The following is a 17975-nucleotide window of genomic DNA, read 5'->3' as shown; positions in this document are numbered from 1 at the left end:
GGGCCCTTACGGGCCGAAGTTGAACGTCTTAAAAAAATCGTCCTCTTCTTTCTGTTCCACGGGTTTGGCGCCGCCGGGCGCGGATCTTTCCGCGGCCTTGCCGCCTTTAGGCTCGGCGGTTTCCGGCTTTTCCGAACCCTTGAGCTTGATCGGCGAAACCGGACCCGCGACGTTTCGGACCGGGCGCACGATCACCTTGCGGCTGCCTTCGGCAAAGGCCAACACCTTCGTTTTTTCATCATAGTAGAACCTAAACGGCGACTCCTTCATCTGGGGCTCGTAGGATTGGCCCAAAACATCATGCTGCTGGTTCCAACCCGGGTTGTATATGATTTTGCCCCGGATATCGACCTTGCGCTTGATGATGGGAACGGAAAAATGGATGCGGTAGACGCCGTCCGCGTCCGAAATGCCGGCTTCAAAATGCGGGGTAAATTCATGCACTTTTTCCCCGCCCCCTTCCTCCAGCGACTCGCCCGATAACAAAAGATCTTCCTCGCCTTTCTTTTTACCCGATTCCGTGGCCGTCACCAAGGCCCGGACCACCACGCCCTCGATGGGACGATCGTCATAATCGGTGACGAAACCGGTGAGATAGCCTTCAAGAAAATGACCGTACTTGGGCCTTTTAAACAAAATAAAACTCCGTGAAGCCACCAGCTTTCTGGCGCGCATGACGTCCGTCACGCGTTCCTCGGCTAAATTTTCCTTTATGATAACTTCCTCGGCGGCGGACACCGCTGGTAAAGCGCCAATAACCGCAACAATTAATATCACGGCCCGATTCATTGTTCCTGCGCTCCTTGATCTTCGAATTTTGTGGGCACGGTTTTCACAAAAAAGACCACGCGGCGGTTGCGGGCGCGATTCTCAGGCCGATCATTCAGAGCCACCGGTTTATACTCCCCGTAGCCCACGGCCGCCAAGCGTTCGGGCGGAAACTGCTGGCTGGCGATTAAATACCTGACGACCTCTGTGGCGCGCGCGGTGGAGAGTTCCCAATTGGAACTGTAGCGGCCGGTGTGAATAGGCACATTGTCCGTGTGCCCCTCCACTAAAATATCGAATTTCTGCGCGAGTTCCCGGACGGACGGAGACACCTGGGTCAACAATTTGGTCATTCCGGGTGTCAGTTCCGCTTTTCCGGACTGGAAAAACGACATCTCCCCCTTCTCTTCGAACGTGATATGCAAGCCGTCTTTGGTCATTTTCACTTCGCCCGAAATTTCGCTTTTCTTCATCATCTCTTCCAACTGGGTTTTGGCTTGCTGCACATTTTTATTCAAAGCGGCTGAAAGAGCGTACAGGATGACGAAAAAACAAACCATCTCCGTCATCAAATCCGCATAATTGATCAGCCAGGGAGGCGCCGGGTGGCCGATTTGAGACACCCTGGGGTCGCTCTCATCGATGAGGTTCCTGGGTTTCAAAGGCATTTTATTTGGGGGCCTCCCCCTTGGCCACGGCTGAACGAATCAACATGCGCTGGGCCGGTTCCAAGTAAGCTTTCAAGTTCGCCTCAATGACGCTCGGAGCCACGCCCGATTGCAAAAGAAGCACCCCTCGGATAATGATTTCCTTGGCCAAAAGCTCCGCTTCCGAACGCCGCCGCAGTTTGCCGGCCATGGGCAAAAAAATCAGGTACCCCGCGCCCAAGCCGAAAAAAGCCGCAGCCAAAGCCAACGCCATGCGCCGGGGCACCTCCTCCACGTCGCTGATGGAGTTCAGCATCAAAATCATGCCCAGCACCGTCCCGATAATGCCGAAGGCCGGCGCATACGTGCCCAGGGCGTTGAAAATCTCCTGCCCGACCTTATGGCGCTCGCGGATGAAGCCCAATTCCGTTTCCAGCATATTGCGGATAAAATCCTGGTCCGCGCCGTCGATGACCAATTGCAGCCCGCGCTTCATGAAATCGTTGGTCAGCTTTTTAATATCGTTTTCCAATGAAAGAAATCCCTCTTTTTTCGCTTTGCTAGAAAGCTGCACGAACGTCGAAATCACCTCCCCGCTGGTCTCCTCGTCTTCGGTGCTGGTCAAGACTTTCTTCAACACGCGGCCCACGCCCAAGACCTGATTCATGGAATAATTGACCAGCAAGGCGCAGAACGTTCCCCCCATCACCACGAACAGCGCCTCGACGTTTAAGAACGGCTTGAACCCGGCCACGCCCTCGGCGATCAGCACGGTTACGATCACCATGCCCGCAAAAACGGTGATGCCCAGAATTGTCGCGATATCCACGGCGCCTTATCCCCCTCCCTCCGTCACGGAATTTCCCTCTACTCTTTCTTTAAATTCTGCCAGTCCTGCGGCGCGCGGCCGGTTGCGCCGACGATGCGGCGCTTGAACTCCACGACCTTAGCCACCACCTCTTCCACGCTGTCTCTGACCATGTAGCGATTGCCCGTCACCAGCGTCACCACGGTGTCCGGCGAAGCTTCGATGGATTCGATCAATTCGGCGTTGATCGAAACCTCCTTGCCGTTTAGTTTGTGCAAAATAATCACCAAATCCTCGGCGCGCTCATACGGGTTTGGACAGCCATTTCATGGTGCGCTCAAGCACGCCTTCCTTGCCCGTGCTTTTGAGCTGCTGGGTCTTGCTCGGATCAACGGGCTTGACCGGAAGTTCCATCGTCGAACCGGTGCGGGCTTCGAGCGTGGCTTGCCGGACCTGATCCGGGGTCAACTGCGCGGCCAGGGCGCGAATTTTATTCTCATAAGCCGCGCATTGGCTTTCGAAAATCTTCTGCACCCGCCGCATCTCTTCCTCGTAAGTCTGCTTGATTTGATCCGCCGCCTTCTGCAGGCTTTTTAATTCCGCCTCCAGCGTGAGCACGCGCTGAGGCTCATCCTGGTGCGTCCGGACCAAATCCTGTTCCAAGCGCTGCGACTTCACCCTCAAGTCCAACAACTCAGCCTCAAACACGCGGGCTTGCGCTTGGGCATTTTTAGCCTCTTCCAAGGCCTTGGCCTGAGCCTCCCGGGCCGCGGCTAATTCCCTGCGAGCGGACTCAACCACGCTCATGGCCTCCTCGTAGCGGCCGGAAATCTGGGCATTGCTCTCGATATGGCGGCTGCCGAGCGAACGCGCTTCGTCAAGCTCCCTTCTGGTTTGCGTCAGCTCGGCCGCGGTTTTTACCAATTCCCGTTGGGCGGCTTCCAAATCTTTTTTAGCCAAAACAAATTCGGTCTGAGAAGAATGTTTGGCTTCACCGACCGCGGCGCTTAAGCGGCGCAGCTCCGCGCGCGCGGACTCGGCTTCTCTTTTGGCGGCCTCCAGGTCCTTCAGCGATTGATCACGCTGGGCCGCCATCTCGGCTTGGGAGGCTTTGAGCATGCGGATTTCCTCTTCCATGTTGATGACGCCGGCGGCCTTGGCATCGGCTTCCTTCCTGGCGGCGTTCAACTGATGGAGAACCCCCGGTAATTCCAAATGCGCGCGGCCGACATTGTTAAGCTCAGCCTTAAGCCTGATGACATCCGCTTCAAGCTGAGAGCGTTCGCGCAGCAGTTGGCTCTTTTCCATTTCCGCCCGGGCTAAATCGAGCTCAAACCGGCTGCGGCGTTCGAATTCCTGCCGGCGGGCCTCCTCCAGCCGCGTCAGATCGGCCTCCTTTTGACGCAGCTGCTCTTGGGCCGCGCGTTCTAGGGCCTGCTTGCCGGCTTGAAGGCGCCGGTACGCTTCCACAACCGAGGCCAGGCGGCTCTTGGCTGTTCTAAATTCTTCTTTGAGGCGCTGGGCCTCGGCCCGGTCGCGGGCCAATCCGGAAAGCGCGGCCTTGGCGCGGCCCAAGAGCGCGTTTCTTTGCTCGATCATGCGCTGCGCCTGGGCCAAGCGATCGCGCGCCGAACGCAACTCGTCGCGCACGATGCCCACTTCCCGTTCCATATCTTCGGCGCGCCGCAGCTTGCTGTCCATTTCAACGGCTCGCCGTTGAGTCCGCTCGTAATCGTCCTCGGCTTTTTCAAAACGCCGCCTTAATTCCTCCATGGCCTGAACCTGGGTCTCGGCTTTTTGAGACGCGCCCTTGGCCGTCTCTTCTTTAACCAAGACCTGTTTTTTCAAATCTTCGATCTCGCGGTTTTTCTCCTCCAGCTTGCTGGCGATGCGGGAACGCTCCTGGGCGTAACGCTGTTCGATCTCCTTTAATTTCGCGTTGAAACGCTCCTCCACGGCGCGGTCTTCCAGGTCGCGCTTGGACATCTGGGATTTCAGCGCCTCAACCCACGTCTCGCGCTCATGGACGACCTTCTTTTCAAGATCCTTGATTTGGGCCTCCAGCTTGGCTTTGGTCATTTCCAGCTCGCGCTCCCGCTGATCGCGCTTCAACTTCTCCTGAATCTCGCGAAGGCTGGCCTCCACTCTTAAGCCGACCGAACGCTCCTCGTGGCTCTTTAAGTTGGCGGTCATGGACTTCTCCCGCTCCTCGAGCAAAGCTTTTTCAAGTTTGGCGACTCTCTCCTCCATGGCGGATTTCGCGCGCTCCAAATCTTCATTCTTGCGCAACAAGTCCTGAGACTGGAGATCCGCAGGCCCCGGTGTCGCGGGGCTTGAGGCGGGAGGATTGGGGCGGCCGATCCCCGGGCCGAACGAACGGGACGGGGGAGGAGGCCCCTTGGGCGCAGACGCCGGCGGCGCAGGCGGGCGCAGATTGCCCGGAGGCGGCGCAGGCGGGCGCCCGGGACCCCCGACCGGGGGCTTCGGCGGCAAAGACGGCGGCGTTTGTTCAGCCATACCTTTAATGTTGTCTCCAAAACGAAGATTCTTCAAGGCCTTTTATGAGCGTGGCCATCCGGCGCACTTCCCGCTCCCAAACAAGAATAAAATCCGTCAACGTCATGGACGCCTCCCGGCTGATAGGCTCCACTTTTTCCGCGGCCTCCAATAACCGGGCCTTCTCATTCTCCCGTGTTTTCAAAAGCTCCTCCATGCGCACCCGGAAATACTCGATCTGTTGTTTGGCGCGGACGCGCATGCGCTCGATCTCCTTTTCCTCCCAAGAAGTAGACGCTCCCGGACGCTGCGCGCCGGCGCGCAGCTCGGAAAGATTCTCGCGCAGTTGGCCGCTTTTAGCGTCGAACGATTTAAGTTCCTCCTCCCTCGCCCGGCGGGCCGCGGACAATTCGTCGATTTTCGTCTTCAGGTGATCAAGCGTTTGTTCGGCGCGGCCGGCCCAGCCTGCGCGCATGCGCTCGAGCTCCTGGCGCTTCGCCGATAGAATCTCCTCCAGGCGCTTGGAACGCAGCTCGACTTTCAGACGCGCCAAATAAATTTCATGATCCTTCTCCTTGACCCTCTCCTGATAAGAGCGCCGGACCTGCTTTAACTCCTGAGCCAATTCCGCGCGGTGGGTGCGCAAATCAGCCACGACTTTTCTCTTGCGGCGGCTGATCTCCGCGGATTCGATTTCCTGCTGGCTCCTCAACACCTCCAGCTCCATGGAACGATCCTTAATTTGGACTGTTAAATTTTCAATATGGGATTCCATCTGCGCGATTTCGTCTTCACCGGTCTGAGTCTGGGATTTGAGCGAAGATTCCAACGTTTGGCGGTCGCGGGTGAAACGCTCCTGTAACGTTTCGATTTGGCGGCGGTGGGTCTGCTCGAATCCGATCAATTCATTCGACAACGCAGCCAGCTCCTTTTCCTTGGCCGCGTCGACGGCCGCGATCTGCATTTGAAGCTGCTCGATTTCGGCCTTGGCTTTCTCAACGGCTTGCGTATAGCGAACCTGTTCTTCCTTCAATCCCGTTTCAGCCGCTTGACGCTTGGCGGCGAGCGTTCCGGAAAGCTCCTCCAAGGACCGCTCCTTTTCTTGAAGATCGGTTTCCTTCCTGGCGCGCTCCGCGCCCAAAGTATCGAGCTGGCTGCGGTGCTGGCTGCGCAAAGCCGCCAGCCGCGCCTCCAGCCGCGAGGTTTCATCCGTCAGCTCTTTTTTGCGCGTTTGCCAAGCCTCCGTCCACTCGGATTGGCGCCGGGATAAATCATCGCGCATCTCTTTGATCCTGGAGGCCCAGAGGTCGTGGCTGTTTGTCGAAGCCGCTTCGAAATCGCTTCGTTGCGATTCCAATTCCCTCAAACGCGCCTCCAGAGGACCGATTTCCCGGCTGCGCTTTTCCTCCAACTGGGTGAACACGGCCTGCCAGCGCTGCGTCTGCTCCTCGAGCACTTTTTCAACTTTCAACAGCTTTTGCTGGACCTCGTCGGCTTCCTGTGTTAATTGGCTGCGCTCCTTGGCAAAGGACTCGGCATGCTCGTTGATCGCGGACAACAGCTCCACCCGGCGGGCCTCCAGCCGCGACTCCTCGGCCTCGCGCTTCCTGCGGAGGTTTTCCATCAGCCGCCGGCCGGCGCCTTCGGCCCGGACTATTTCCGTCTCCTTATTTTTAATCTCCTCTTTGGATTTAGCGACCATTTGCGTCAACAGCGATTCCAACGAGCGGATTTTTTCCTCGTCGGTGGCGCGCGAGGCGCTGATTTCATCTTCGCGGGACCGAAGCTCCTGGGCATGGGCGGTGGATATCGCCTCGAGGTCTTTTTCAAGCCGCCGCACTTGGCTGCGGCTGGTCTCCAGCGCGTCGGTCCACTGGCCCTTTTCCTTGACGCTGCGGGATTGCTGGGCCTCAAGCTGAGCCCTTAAATTCTCGATAGCGAAAAGAAGCTCCCGGCGGTGCTCCTCGGTGGTGGCTTCAAACGCCGCGCGCATATGATCCGCTTCCAGATGGATATTCGCCTTTCGCTCGTCCAAAGCCGCGATTTCATCCTTAAACTTTACGGCGGTCAGCTCGATGGTTTTCTCCAGCTCTCCCAACCGGGCCGCGCGAGGAGCGAGCATTTCGTCTTTTTTGGCGGCCAACTCTTTCATCCGCTCTTGATGGGACCGCGCCTCAAGGCTCAACTTCTCTTCAATCGCGCGGATTTGATCATGGCAGTTGCGGATGGCCGTATCCATTTGCAGACGTTCGGCCCGATGGCTCTCTTCCAGGTCAAAAAGCTTCTTTTCCCACTCTTTCTTTCTGGCTTCGATTTCCTCGACGCCTTTTTTCTTGGCCAGAAGCGTGGGCGTCAACACCTTGGCTTCGTATTCAGAGCGCAAGACGTCGAGCTCCTTCGTTTTGGCTTCCAGCAGCTTTTGATGCTCTTCGCGTAGGACAGCCAAGCGGCCCTCGCGGCGCTTGATCTCCTGAGCGGTGTCGCCATGGCGCTTAGCAGCCAACGCCTCCAGGTCCGCGACTTCCTTTTTATTGGCCTCCTCGTAACGGCGAAGCTTGCCGATCAGCTGGGTGATGCGCGTATTCGCTTCGTCGAGCTCCCCGCGCAAGGATTTGACCTCGGCCCCCACGGCCTCGGCGCGCTGCGTGTACTCGGCGTTTAATTCGAACTCGAGTTTTTTGAGTTCCTCCTCCCCTTTCGTTTTAATCGCGGCGAATTCCGCCTGCCCGGTCACCAGACGCATGCTCAAGGCGTTGATTTCTTGTTCCGCGGCTTTAATCTGGCCTTCCCAAAACGTTTTTTCCTCGAACATCTTCTGCTGAAGGGCCTGGCCCCTGCTTTCCATCTCACCCATCAGCCCTTTTAAAGCCTCCAGGCGCCGGGATTTTTCCTCTTCCAGCCAGACCTCCCTGGCTTCCACCACTTTCGTGACCTCTTGCATGCGCAGGCGTCGGCGGGAGAATTCCGCTTGGAGCAACCGGATGGCTTCCCGCGCCGCGCGCTCCTTTTTATCCAGGGCTGTTTTATATTTGGCCACCAAGGCCGACTTCTCGGCCTCCACGCGCGACGTCAATTGGCCGAGTTCTTTTTCCTTGAGGCTTAAATTCTCCTTAAGGCGTCCGATTTGTCCGCTTTTCTGGCGGATACTCTCCTCGATTTGCCGATGGAGCCCGCTCAGGGAGTCGTCGGCCGATTCCAAACTCGCCGAGGGATGGCCGGCGCCCTGGCGGACGATGTCATCCTCCAGCGCCTTGAGCTTCTTCTCGACGACCGCAGGGCTGGCTTCCTGCTCGATTTCCTGAAGACGGGCCTCAAGAGCGGTCAAATTTTTATTGGCGTTTTCAATTTCCGCGGCCAGCTTGGTTTGGGAAAGCTTGAGCGTGGTTTCGAGGTTGTCGACCGAACGGTTGAACAGCTCTTTTAACTGCTCGGCCTCACGTTGAAACAACGTTTTTCTGGCTTCGGCCAGCTTTGAAATCTGTTCGATGCGAGCCGCCAAATTCAGCAGTTCCTCGTCTTTTTCTTTCTCGAGCTTGTCGAGTTCGTCCACCTAAACTCCTTTTCCCTCGTCTGGCGGCCAATCAAAAGCGTCCGGTTCGATGGGCTCGGGCGCGTGTAATAGAGGATCATCCCATTCCATGGCTTCAAAATCGGGTTCGGGAAAAGCCGGCAAACCCCAATCCATGGGCAACGCAGAAACGCCCCAACCTTCCCCCGCCGGCCGTTCCGGAGCGAACAACGGCCGCGCAGAAGGGACGCCGGCCGCAGGGCCGGCGGACGATGAGGGACCGAGGGCTGCCGGCGTCAAATAACGGGACAGCTTCGCTTGATGTTCCTTCATCTCCCCGGTCAACAGCTCAAGGCGTTCTTGCAGGCTGCGACGGTCGGCGTCCGCGGCCGAAGCGACGATTTCCAATTGACGGGAACGCTCCTCTTCTTTGATCAAAATGCGCCGCAGACCGGCCAACTCGGCTTCCAATTCTTTCAAACGCGTTTGACCCTGATTGATTTTTTCCTCAAGAGCGGACCGCTCCCGGGCGAAGAGCCCCGCTTCCTCTTCGCGGCGCTTGGTCAGCTCGGTTTCGCGCTGGTTCAAAAATCCGCGAAAATCATCGAGCTCGGTCGTTTTAGCGGCCAGAGCGGCTTCCAATTCCGCGATTTTTCCCCCTAATTCCTGGACCTTGGCCTCCAGGAGCCGGACGACTTCCCCCCTCTGAAAACGCTCCAGCTGATAGCGCGCCTGCTCAAGCTCCCGGTCTTTTTCTTCCAGGCGGCCCAAAAGCTCCTGGGTATGCAGGGCGTTTTGAGCGAGTTTCGCCTCCATCTCCATCAAAATTTCGGATTTGGCGCGCATGTCTTTTTCCATCTCCAGGAACGACTCGCGTTCCTGATTCAGGCGGTCGATCTCGATCAGGCGCGTGGAAAAATCCTGACGCAGGCGGATCAACTGCTCATCGGCTTTAGCCAACGCCTCGATTTTTTGCTTGAGATCGGCTTGCAGCGCGGCCAGGTCCGCGCCGCTTTTTTGCGAGGACTCCTGCTGGGCCGTCATCTGCGCCTCTTGCGCGGAAAGTTTGGCCTGGGCCTCAGCGAGCGTCCGCTCAAAGGTCTCCAGACGATCGCGGGCGTCCTTCAATTCCTTGTCCGCGACCGCCGGCTGCTGCGGCGCCGGCGCTTTCTGAGGCTGAGTTTCAATTTTTTTCTTTTTAAGCTCCTCCATGTAGAGGGCCCAATTTTTGGCGATGTCCTCTTTCTTGCCCGATTTAATCGTGGATTGGATGTCTTTGAATTCCATGGGTTATGTCCCCGCCTGCACGCGCATGGAGCGCACGAATTCCTCGACTTCGGGCGAAGGGTTTAAGGCCAGCACCTGCTCGTAAGCCCACAAGGCTTCCGATAACCGCCCCAACGCGTAATAGGCCCCGCCCAAGGCCTGATAGGCTTCCCAAAAATCCTGGCGCTCGCCGACGGCCGCCTGGAAGGCGCCGATCGCCTCCTCATAACGCCCTTCGTTATAAAGGGCCAAGCCTCGCTCGTAAGGAGGCGGCTCTCCGGGCTGGGCGGCCCCTTCGCCGGCCGGGGCGCGCCAAGCGCGCATGCGCTCCTGGGCCTTGACCTCATCCTCTTCGATGCCGTCGATGATCGTCGCCTGAGGCTTTTCCCTGAACGCGACTTTCCCTTCGGTTTCCATGCGTTTGATCACCGCCAAAATTTTTTGGCGCTCCCGCTCCACTTCTTCGAGAGATGTCTCGGCGGAAAGCTCGAGTTCTTCCTTGACCAAATTAACGGCGCCCGAAGACAAATTCGCGAAAATTTTGTTTTCGATCTCAGGAGACGCCTCTTTCAGGGCGACGGCGATCTCGGAGGGCTTGAGCTCGCGCACGGCCATAGCCACGACCTTGTCCGGAAGCAAAGGCAGGTCTTCAAACAACAGAAGGCGCTTCCTCAGCTTTTCATAAACCTCGGGTTTTTCGTTCCTGAGGTATTCCAAAATGCTTTCCCGGACATCGGGCTTGGCTTCCTCCAGCATATTGACCAAGGGTTCGATGCCGCCGATGACAAAATCCACCCGTTCCTTGATTTCCTGGTCAATGGCCACCACCTGCTCCCTGGTGACCTCCCGGATGACCGCGGTTTCCATGGCCACGCGCGCCTGCAAATCAACAGGCAGCGAAGTCAGCACCTTCTGAGCTAATTCGGGCTTGAGGTACGTCAGAACCACGGAAATAATCCATGGTTCCTCGCGCTTGAGTAAATAAATCAGCCCTTTGATATTCTCCTCATTGACGTATCTAAACGGCTCGAACTTCTGCATTTCTTCCTCACCCCCTTCCCCTTCTTTTTCCAGGGAAGCCATTTCTCCTTCCAACGCGCCCATGGCGCCGCCGCCGGGGCCTCCGGGACCTTCGTCCTCGGGATTCTTGAATTCGGATTCGACATTGACCTCGGTCCCCTCGCGGCGTTCCAACAGGCGGACATAGCCGCGCATAAACGAAGCCAAGGGGCCGAATAAAAACATCAAGAAAAGAAAAACAAGCAATGCGAACAAGGACGGGATATAAACCATGGGCTGACGAAAATCGTCGACCAGATGACCCTCCATCCTGGTCGGCTTGAAACTGATCTGATCGGGCTTGACCTCAAACTGCTTCAGGGCGTCGATGATGCGCTGGCGGACCATATCCAGAACATCCGCGGCGAGCGTTTCATCATGCATGATCACGGCTTCGAATCGTTTAACCACGGTCCGCTGAGCGGCTTTTTCCTGGAGAGCCTCGCGCTCCTGGCGTGCTTGCTGCGATTTGCCCTCCAACGGCCCGGTATCCGTACTTTTGGGCTTCGGGATGCCCGGCAGGATATATTCCGTTTCCGAAAGAAGCGGCGACTGGGTTTGGCCTTTCGACGCCACGCCCGATCCGGATTGAGCCGCTTTCTGGCGCACGGTCACAACGTCCAACTCCAGCGAAACGAATACGACGGCCTTACCGCGGCCCAAGATCGGATCCAAAATATCCGTTTGTATTTTTTTCTCAAGCTCGCCGCGCAGTTGGCGCTCTTTCTCCAGGAGAGAAAAATTGGGCAGCCCATAATCGCCGCCCGTCTCCTGGCCGAAGGCCAACACCGTGGCCAAGGCGATCAAGCCGCCCAGCAGCAAAGGGAAAATGCCGTAAGCGGCGAACCCGCCCCCGTCATGGTTTACGCACGGCCCTGCTCCAACCATTTCCGCGTCCACCCGCTTCGCGGGCCAGGACCTGCCAGTGACAGGTCCTGGGACTTGGTCAAAAAGTTTAGCCCCGCCGGTCCGCAATGGCCGACGAGACTCAACAGGCTCTCTGCCGTTTGTATCCCTAATCATGACAATGGACCCGTACCTACCCTTTAAGTCTAAACCCCCTTCCCACGACGCGCAACACCCAAATGCCGATCATCATTTCTCCAAGGACTCCAGGAAAGGCCGCACTGTTTTGTTGTTGGGATCGACTTCCAAAACCCGCTTCCACAAAGCCGTGGCTTTGTCCTTTTGGTCCATCATAAAGAAGGCGCTGCCCATGATCTCCAGGGCCGTGGTGTTCGTGGGCTCCAAGTCCAGGATATCCTGACAGCGCCTGATCACGATGTCATATTTGCCGTCGTGGAAGGAGCTTCGGGCATCGAAAACCTTCTGATCGATCCAGGTGAAAATTTGAGGGCCTTCGATTTTGCGAGTGAGCTCGGGCACTTGAGCGTCTTTTTCCACCAGGTTGAGCAAGCCCAGGACCTTCTCATCCTGGATGTTTTTATTGAAGGCGTATCGCAGCGCGTTGACCGAGGCTTTTTGATCGGCGCCGCTGATGTATTGGGCCACGCCCTTTCGGACATAGGTCATGACTTCCGACTCCCCAAGGGCCTGTGGGTAAACAGCCACCACTTGCTGGAGGCGCTCCACCATGCCTTGAAGCATTTTGTTGCCAGGCTGGGCATCGAGGGCCTGGTTTAAACGCTGGAGGGCGATGAGGAAATTGCCGCTGCGGAAGGCGTCGAAACCGAGTTGAACGCTGCGGCGGATTTTCGACTCCTGACTCACTTTGATGGAGCCGCCGAAGCGCCATGAAGCGGAAAACCGGGTGGTCAGCCCCAGGTCATGGACCGCGTTGGCCAAATCCAAGGAAAAATTCTGGTAATGAAGCCCGGCGCCGAAATTCATCTCCCTGGCTCCGCCGGTTGAGCCGGGGTCGCCTTGAATGCCGAAACGAAAAGCGATCCAGGACAACACCCAATACTCGCCGCCGAAGCGCCAGGATAAGCCGCTGCGCTGGGAATTCTCAAAGTCCAACCCCAGGGAAAGTTTATCCCTGATGAGCTTGTAATTGTTGCCGACGCGAAGCGTCAAGGGCAGGGTGTCATCGGTATCGCCGGATTTCATGGCCAGAACATTGTGCAAGCCCAAGCCGATTTGATAGCGGGGGAAGGCGCGGATGATGGTGGTAATGTCCATGCCGATATGCGAATCCACGCTGGTGTCCAACTTGCGGGTCAAAAATTTGGAACTGACGCCCAAATCAAAACGCTCGGCGATGGGCTTGCCCCAAGCCATGCCCAGGGCCCGCTGTTCGTCGCTGAACGTGCCGATGGTTTGAAGCCCGGTGATATTGCCCTGATTATCCGTTTGAATCGTCACCTTCTCGAATCCGTCGGAAATCAACTGGTTGTACATGAACCCGACCGTTCCCTTGGCGGCCATCGGGTGGGCATAGGCGAGAAAACCAAGATTGGTGTCGGCGTAGAGCTGGGCGTACATGGCGACGAGCTCTTTTCGCTGCAAGCCGGCCAAACCCGCGGGATTCCAGTAAGCGGCCGTGGCATCGTCGGCCAATCCATAGAAAGCGCCGCCCATGGCCAAGGGCCGGCCGCCGGCCCCATAGGAAAGGAACCGGCCCGCCTCCCCGCCTGAACTTTTCGCTTCAAGCGTCCCAAGGCTCGCCAGCATCATCATGACGCTAAGCGCTCCAATAATCGCCTTCATCAGCGTTCGGCAGCCCGGCCTTCTCCCGACGGAGAACCTCGGCTTTGCGCCCCCGGCTTGGCGAGGCCCCTCGACTTGGCTCAGGGTCTCGCTTCGCTTGAGTTTGCCTCCCGTGCCCCGTTGGGCGCGGGACTTGCCCCGGGCCTCCTCACGGAAGCCCCGGGCGTCGTTTATCGTTTGCTCAGAAGGCCTTTCGGCCCTCGATGCCCGAAATCTGCTTTTTTCAAACTCTTTAGGCTTAAAAAATAAACCGTCGAGCTTAGCTCGACGGCCAAAATCAACGCGATTAAATACGCGACTATTAATGTATTCATTGTCTTCGGCAGCCCGGCCTTCTCCCGACGGAGAACCTCGGCTTTGCGCCCCCGGCCTTGCGGCCGGGATTGCCTTTGTCGCTCTAGTTTGGTTTTATCCCCAAAATCAGACGGAGTCAAGGGTAGTCGGGTTATTGAAACGGGGGGTAGGCTCTATTTTTGCCCGCGTTCGACCAGGTTGAGGATCATCTGAAGCGCTTCGTCCAGGCGCCCGATGCTCTGATGGGCGCCGCGCAAATCAGGGCGCATGGTTTCCAGCTCCGAGCGCAAAACATCGATTTCCTTTCTCCAATCATGGCGCCCCGAAACCGAGTTCTGGCGCATGGTTTCCAGGGATTCCTCCAAGGCCAGCAGGCGCTCGGCCAAACCCCGCATCTGCTTCCATTCCGTGGATTCGCGCAAATCAGCCAAAAAAGCCTCTTTGGCGGGCTCCACGATCTGGCTCCAAAGATCGCGCAATTCAGCCACCGTCTCTTGGCGCAACTGCCGGCTTTTCTGATCGGTTTTTATATCCAGCGCGGCTAAAGAAGCCGCCCACTGCTGGGCCGCCTTTGCCAACTCATCCGCGAACTCCCGCCGCAATTTGCCCGCGATCACCGATTCCAAGTTGGCGATCGTCCCTTTCATGGCCGCGGCCGACGCTGAGATTTCCTTAAAATCGGACAACAGATAACTCCAAAAACGCTCCAACTCGGCCACCTTGGCCGCGGTGCTTTGTTGGGCGCCCTGGAGCTTGGACATCGCCTCCTCGACATGCTTGATGATGCGCTCTTTCACCTGGGCTTCAAACCGGACCATTTCCTGATCCCTCAGGCTGACCAGCTCCAGCAGCGCCTTTTGAAATTCATCCAGGCGCTTTTCCAAAGTCTCAACCCTGGCCTGAGATTTTTCCCGAATTAAACGGAGCTCTTCCTCGACGCGCTCCTTGTTGGCCTTGGCCCAAAGCTTTTCGAACATCTCCTCGACCGCGCCTTGGGCGTTTTGCATTTCCTTAAACCGGACCTCGAACATGAGGGCGCGCTCCCTGGCTTCCATCAATTGGCGCTCCAGATCGGCCAAACGCGCTTCGAGGGAACCCCCTCCCCGCCCAGCGGAGGCTTTTGGGGGAGGCGTTGCGGACTTCGGCGGGGGGCCCTCGGACGGCTTGGCGGCTCCTTGAGCTCCCGGAGGGACCCCGCCCTCAAAAAATTGAGAAAAGAAGCCTTCGGCCATTTATTTGGTCCTCACCAACGTGATTTCGATGCGCCTGTTCTTGGCCCGTCCTTCAGGCGTCGTGTTATCGGCGATCGGCTGATGTTCGCCGTAACCCACGCACGCCAGGCGCTCGGCGGGAATTTTCTCTTCATCGGAAAAATACTTGAGCACGCGATAGGCCCGCGCCATGGACACCACCCAATTGGAAACAAAGCGGCTCCCTTTGGGGACCGGGATGTTGTCGGTGTGGCCCTCGACGACGATCCGGTTGGGCATGGAGCCCACGAATTCCGCGACCTCGTGAAGCACGGTCTTGGCGGTCGGCTTTAAATCGATTTCCCCCGGATCAAAAACAATGGCTTCTCTCAACGTGATCTTGATTTTCTCCTCGGACAATTCGACCTGGGTGAATTTATCGAGCCCGGCCTTGCCGCCGAATTTTTCCTGAAGATCCTTGGCCAGCTCCTCCTCCTTGACGATTTTGGATTTGCGCTCCAAGAGCTCCTTGTTTTCTTCGCCGCCGAAGGTCTTCTGCACTTCGGACAAACTTTCGATGAAGGAGATGCCTTCTTCCGACATGCTGAAAGAAAACATCAGTAAAAAAAACAGCATCAAATAACTCATCAAATCGCCGTAGGTCACCGCCCACAAGGCGCCTTTATTTAATTGGTTCTCCAAGTCGTTTTCGTCTTCTGCGTCGATCATGCGGTTTTTGCGGCTCCTTCGACCGCAGGCGCTCCCGCCGCAGACCCCTTCGAACGCCCGGCCATATACGATTCAAGATAAAGGCCGATCTGCGAAGGAATCATCGGGCTGAAAAAAATCTTCAGCACGCCTTCGATGAAAATTTCCTGGCTCAAGGCTTCTTCGATGGCGCGCAGCCTAAGTTTTCCGGCCACGGGAACGCAAACCATATTGGCCAGCAGAATCCCGAAAAAAGCCGTGGATAAGGCCACGGCCATGGCCGGGCCCACGTTTTTGGGATTGGAAATGTTTTTCAAGACGGTCACGATGCCGATGAGCGTACCGACCAGGCCGAACATGGGGAACAGAATGGACATGGTGCGAAACACATTCGCCACCTCGGTATGGCGCGATTTAGCCTGACGCACGCGAAGGGAAAGGATTTCCCGCGAGAGCTTCTCATCGGACGTCGCCAGGCAGACGTCGATGGAGGCCTGAAGGAAACCGTCGCCCACGCCCTGTCCATCGTTTTCAATGGACAAATTACCCATCCTCCGCGCCTTCTCGGCCAAGGACACGATGGTCCGGATCGCTTCGCTTGGGGCCACGCCCTTGGGTTTTAAAAATAAAAATCGCAGGGAGCGCAAGGCGTCGCCGATCAACGAAAACGGCGTGTTAATAAAGGTGGCGGCTATTGTTCCCCCCACCACCAGAATCAAACCGTGAATGTTTAAGAACGCGTGGGCGCTTTGCGTTTCCAGAAGCCCATAAACCACCACCGCGATGCCTGATATCAGCCCGATTAACGTCGTCCAATCCATAAACTACTTCCCCTCCAGGCTGGCCTCGGCCAAGGGATGATGCATGGTTCCGTCCACGATCATTTTTTGGGCGATTCTTAAAATTTTATCCTGGGCCTCGAAAATTTTCTCCTCGGGCGGTTTGGCGGTCATGCTCAGGAGCTCGGTCAGGGTTTCGGCTGTTTTTCGCGGCAGCGCCCGGATGATTTTTTCTTTCAAGGCCGGAGACGTCAAGCCGTCGGCAATGGCCATGGTCAATTCCTGGATCGGCACCTTGGATAAAAGAACGTTCAATTCCTGGTCGCCGACATGCATCAGGTCTTCGAATAACAAAATTCTTTTGCGGACCGAGCGAAATAAAACCGCGTTCTGCGTCTCGAGATTTTTCAGCAGCTTCATTTTGAACCCCAGCGCCATGCTTTCCAATGTGCGCACAACCTCGGTCTCTCCGCCGACCACGCCCACGATGCGGTGCTCAAGCTCTTCTTTCAAGCGCAGCAGCACGTCGCGCTCCACGTATTGGGGCTGACCCAAAGCGGAAAACACTTGGGCCAGGCGATCCGGCGGCAAGGACGACAAAAAAGCGGCCCGCGTCGCCGGCGCCAGCTTGGCCACCACCATGGCCACATGCTGGGGATTCTCCTTGCCGATCAAATGATAAAGCTCCGTGGCCCGCTCAGGCGGAATATTGATCGTCAAATCACCCGCCGGCCCTTCGGCGGTTTGGGCTTCGATCATTTTCGGAGCCCCCTGGGCGTCCAATTCATCCGGCGAACCTTCTTCCTTCCTGAAACGAATGGCGGGCAAGGCCTCGCGCAGCCAGGGAGGCACGTCAAATTTCAATTCCATGGTCCGATGGCGCATGGCCAAAAACGCCTCGACCCACTGGCCCAGAATGTTGAATAAGCTGCGCATGGTCACCACGACCAACAGGCTGATCAAAATCAACCCGGCCAGGATCAACCCCGCGATGGTGGCCCATTGCAGGACAAGGCTTAAAAACTTGGAATCCTTGAACAGCTCAAAAATAGGATTCGGCATATTGAAACGCGTGATCACGATCCGGTCGCCGCGATTGGGGTCGACCTCCAGCAAAGCCCCCAACAGCGCCTGCACCTTGGTTTCAGCGTCGCTGGGCAGGGAATAATCCAGCGCCACCTTGACGAAAATACGCTTGATTTCAAGACCGATGGCATAAAGGAAATTCGGGTCCGCGAACGGCATGCCCGGCCCGGGCATCATTTGCGGCCCGCCGCCTCCCCCCTGAGGCGCGGCCGCAGGCGGCGTGCCGCCGCCGAAACCCTGCATGGTGAAGCCGGGCAAAATATAAGATTGGGATTGCCCGGCGCCGGCGGAGCCGCCTTCCGCGGAAAGGCCCGGAAATAACCACTGGTAACCCCCTCCCTGCGACTGTTGAGGCGAGGCGCCCTGCATGGCGGCGCGATTGATCTCGCCCGAAAGATACGCTTTGAGGGTTTTCTCAAAATCGCCTTTGACCTCCTTGGAAAACCCGATGTCCACGTGCACGAACACTTCGCTTTTGCCGTAGCCGAAAATTTTATCCAGGTGCACCTGGATGCGGTCTTTCATTTCACGGGACAGACGGGCGGAAACCTCGAGGATCGTGCTGCCGCCTAATTCAATGGCCGCGGCCGCGGCCGCGAATGAGGCCAGGCACATCGATAAAATAAAAATATCGCGGCCGAACCGCTTAAACTTATTTCCCGACGGTAAATAACGGCTCACCAATGAGTTCTCCCT

14 protein-coding genes and 1 riboswitch are annotated in these 17975 nt (G+C 57.1%); all 14 genes read right to left on the bottom strand.

Features of this window, described 5'->3' with window-relative positions; translation table 11 throughout:
• Positions 1–6 precede the first annotated feature (6 nt).
• Positions 7–777 carry a hypothetical protein gene (locus HYT79_10460; protein ID MBI2071006.1) on the bottom strand — a complete coding sequence of 257 codons (771 nt, stop codon included), beginning with the start codon at positions 775–777 and terminating at the stop codon, positions 7–9.
• 8 nt (positions 778–785) lie between these two features.
• Positions 786–1436, bottom strand: coding sequence for a flagellar motor protein MotB (locus HYT79_10455; protein ID MBI2071005.1), 651 nt, complete (start codon positions 1434–1436; stop codon positions 786–788).
• A gap of 1 nt (position 1437) precedes the next feature.
• On the bottom strand, positions 1438–2244 hold the full coding sequence (locus HYT79_10450) for a MotA/TolQ/ExbB proton channel family protein (protein ID MBI2071004.1): 807 nt from the start codon (positions 2242–2244) through the stop codon (positions 1438–1440).
• A gap of 38 nt (positions 2245–2282) precedes the next feature.
• A complete protein-coding gene (locus HYT79_10445; protein MBI2071003.1) occupies positions 2283–2510 on the bottom strand; it encodes a flagellar FlbD family protein in 228 nt (75 codons plus the stop codon).
• 16 nt (positions 2511–2526) lie between these two features.
• Positions 2527–4740 carry a hypothetical protein gene (locus HYT79_10440; protein MBI2071002.1) on the bottom strand — a complete coding sequence of 738 codons (2214 nt, stop codon included), beginning with the start codon at positions 4738–4740 and terminating at the stop codon, positions 2527–2529.
• 4 nt (positions 4741–4744) lie between these two features.
• Complete coding sequence (locus HYT79_10435) at positions 4745–8269, bottom strand: hypothetical protein (GenBank protein MBI2071001.1); 3525 nt, start codon at positions 8267–8269, stop codon at positions 4745–4747.
• On the bottom strand, positions 8270–9514 hold the full coding sequence (locus HYT79_10430; GenBank protein MBI2071000.1) for a hypothetical protein: 1245 nt from the start codon (positions 9512–9514) through the stop codon (positions 8270–8272).
• A 3-nt stretch (positions 9515–9517) separates the two neighbouring features.
• Positions 9518–11452: a tetratricopeptide repeat protein gene (locus tag HYT79_10425; protein ID MBI2070999.1), complete on the bottom strand. Its 1935-nt coding sequence runs from the start codon at positions 11450–11452 to the stop codon at positions 9518–9520.
• A gap of 195 nt (positions 11453–11647) precedes the next feature.
• Complete coding sequence (locus HYT79_10420) at positions 11648–13222, bottom strand: PorV/PorQ family protein (protein ID MBI2070998.1); 1575 nt, start codon at positions 13220–13222, stop codon at positions 11648–11650.
• 170 nt (positions 13223–13392) lie between these two features.
• Positions 13393–13536, bottom strand: a complete 144-nt coding sequence (locus tag HYT79_10415; protein ID MBI2070997.1) for a hypothetical protein — start codon at positions 13534–13536, stop codon at positions 13393–13395.
• 4 nt (positions 13537–13540) lie between these two features.
• Positions 13541–13620: riboswitch (cyclic di-GMP riboswitch) on the bottom strand.
• Between the two features lie 69 nt (positions 13621–13689).
• The gene (locus HYT79_10410) at positions 13690–14748 is read right to left on the bottom strand and encodes a hypothetical protein (protein ID MBI2070996.1); all 1059 of its coding nucleotides are present in this window, start codon (positions 14746–14748) and stop codon (positions 13690–13692) included.
• Positions 14749–15435 carry a flagellar motor protein MotB gene (locus HYT79_10405; protein ID MBI2070995.1) on the bottom strand — a complete coding sequence of 229 codons (687 nt, stop codon included), beginning with the start codon at positions 15433–15435 and terminating at the stop codon, positions 14749–14751.
• Positions 15432–16235 carry a MotA/TolQ/ExbB proton channel family protein gene (locus tag HYT79_10400; GenBank protein ID MBI2070994.1) on the bottom strand — a complete coding sequence of 268 codons (804 nt, stop codon included), beginning with the start codon at positions 16233–16235 and terminating at the stop codon, positions 15432–15434. The genes HYT79_10405 and HYT79_10400 overlap by 4 nt, the downstream gene beginning before the upstream one ends.
• Before the next feature lie 3 nt (positions 16236–16238).
• Positions 16239–17960 (bottom strand): hypothetical protein, encoded by a 1722-nt coding sequence (locus HYT79_10395; protein MBI2070993.1) that lies wholly within the window; start codon positions 17958–17960, stop codon positions 16239–16241.
• Between the last annotated feature and the right edge of the window lie 15 nt (positions 17961–17975).

This window comes from Elusimicrobiota bacterium (assembly GCA_016180815.1).
Classification (GTDB): Bacteria; Elusimicrobiota; Elusimicrobia; order JACQPE01; family JACQPE01; genus JACPAN01.
The sequence above is the reverse complement of the archived record's forward strand: the minus strand, read 5'-3'. Positions and strand labels throughout refer to the sequence as shown.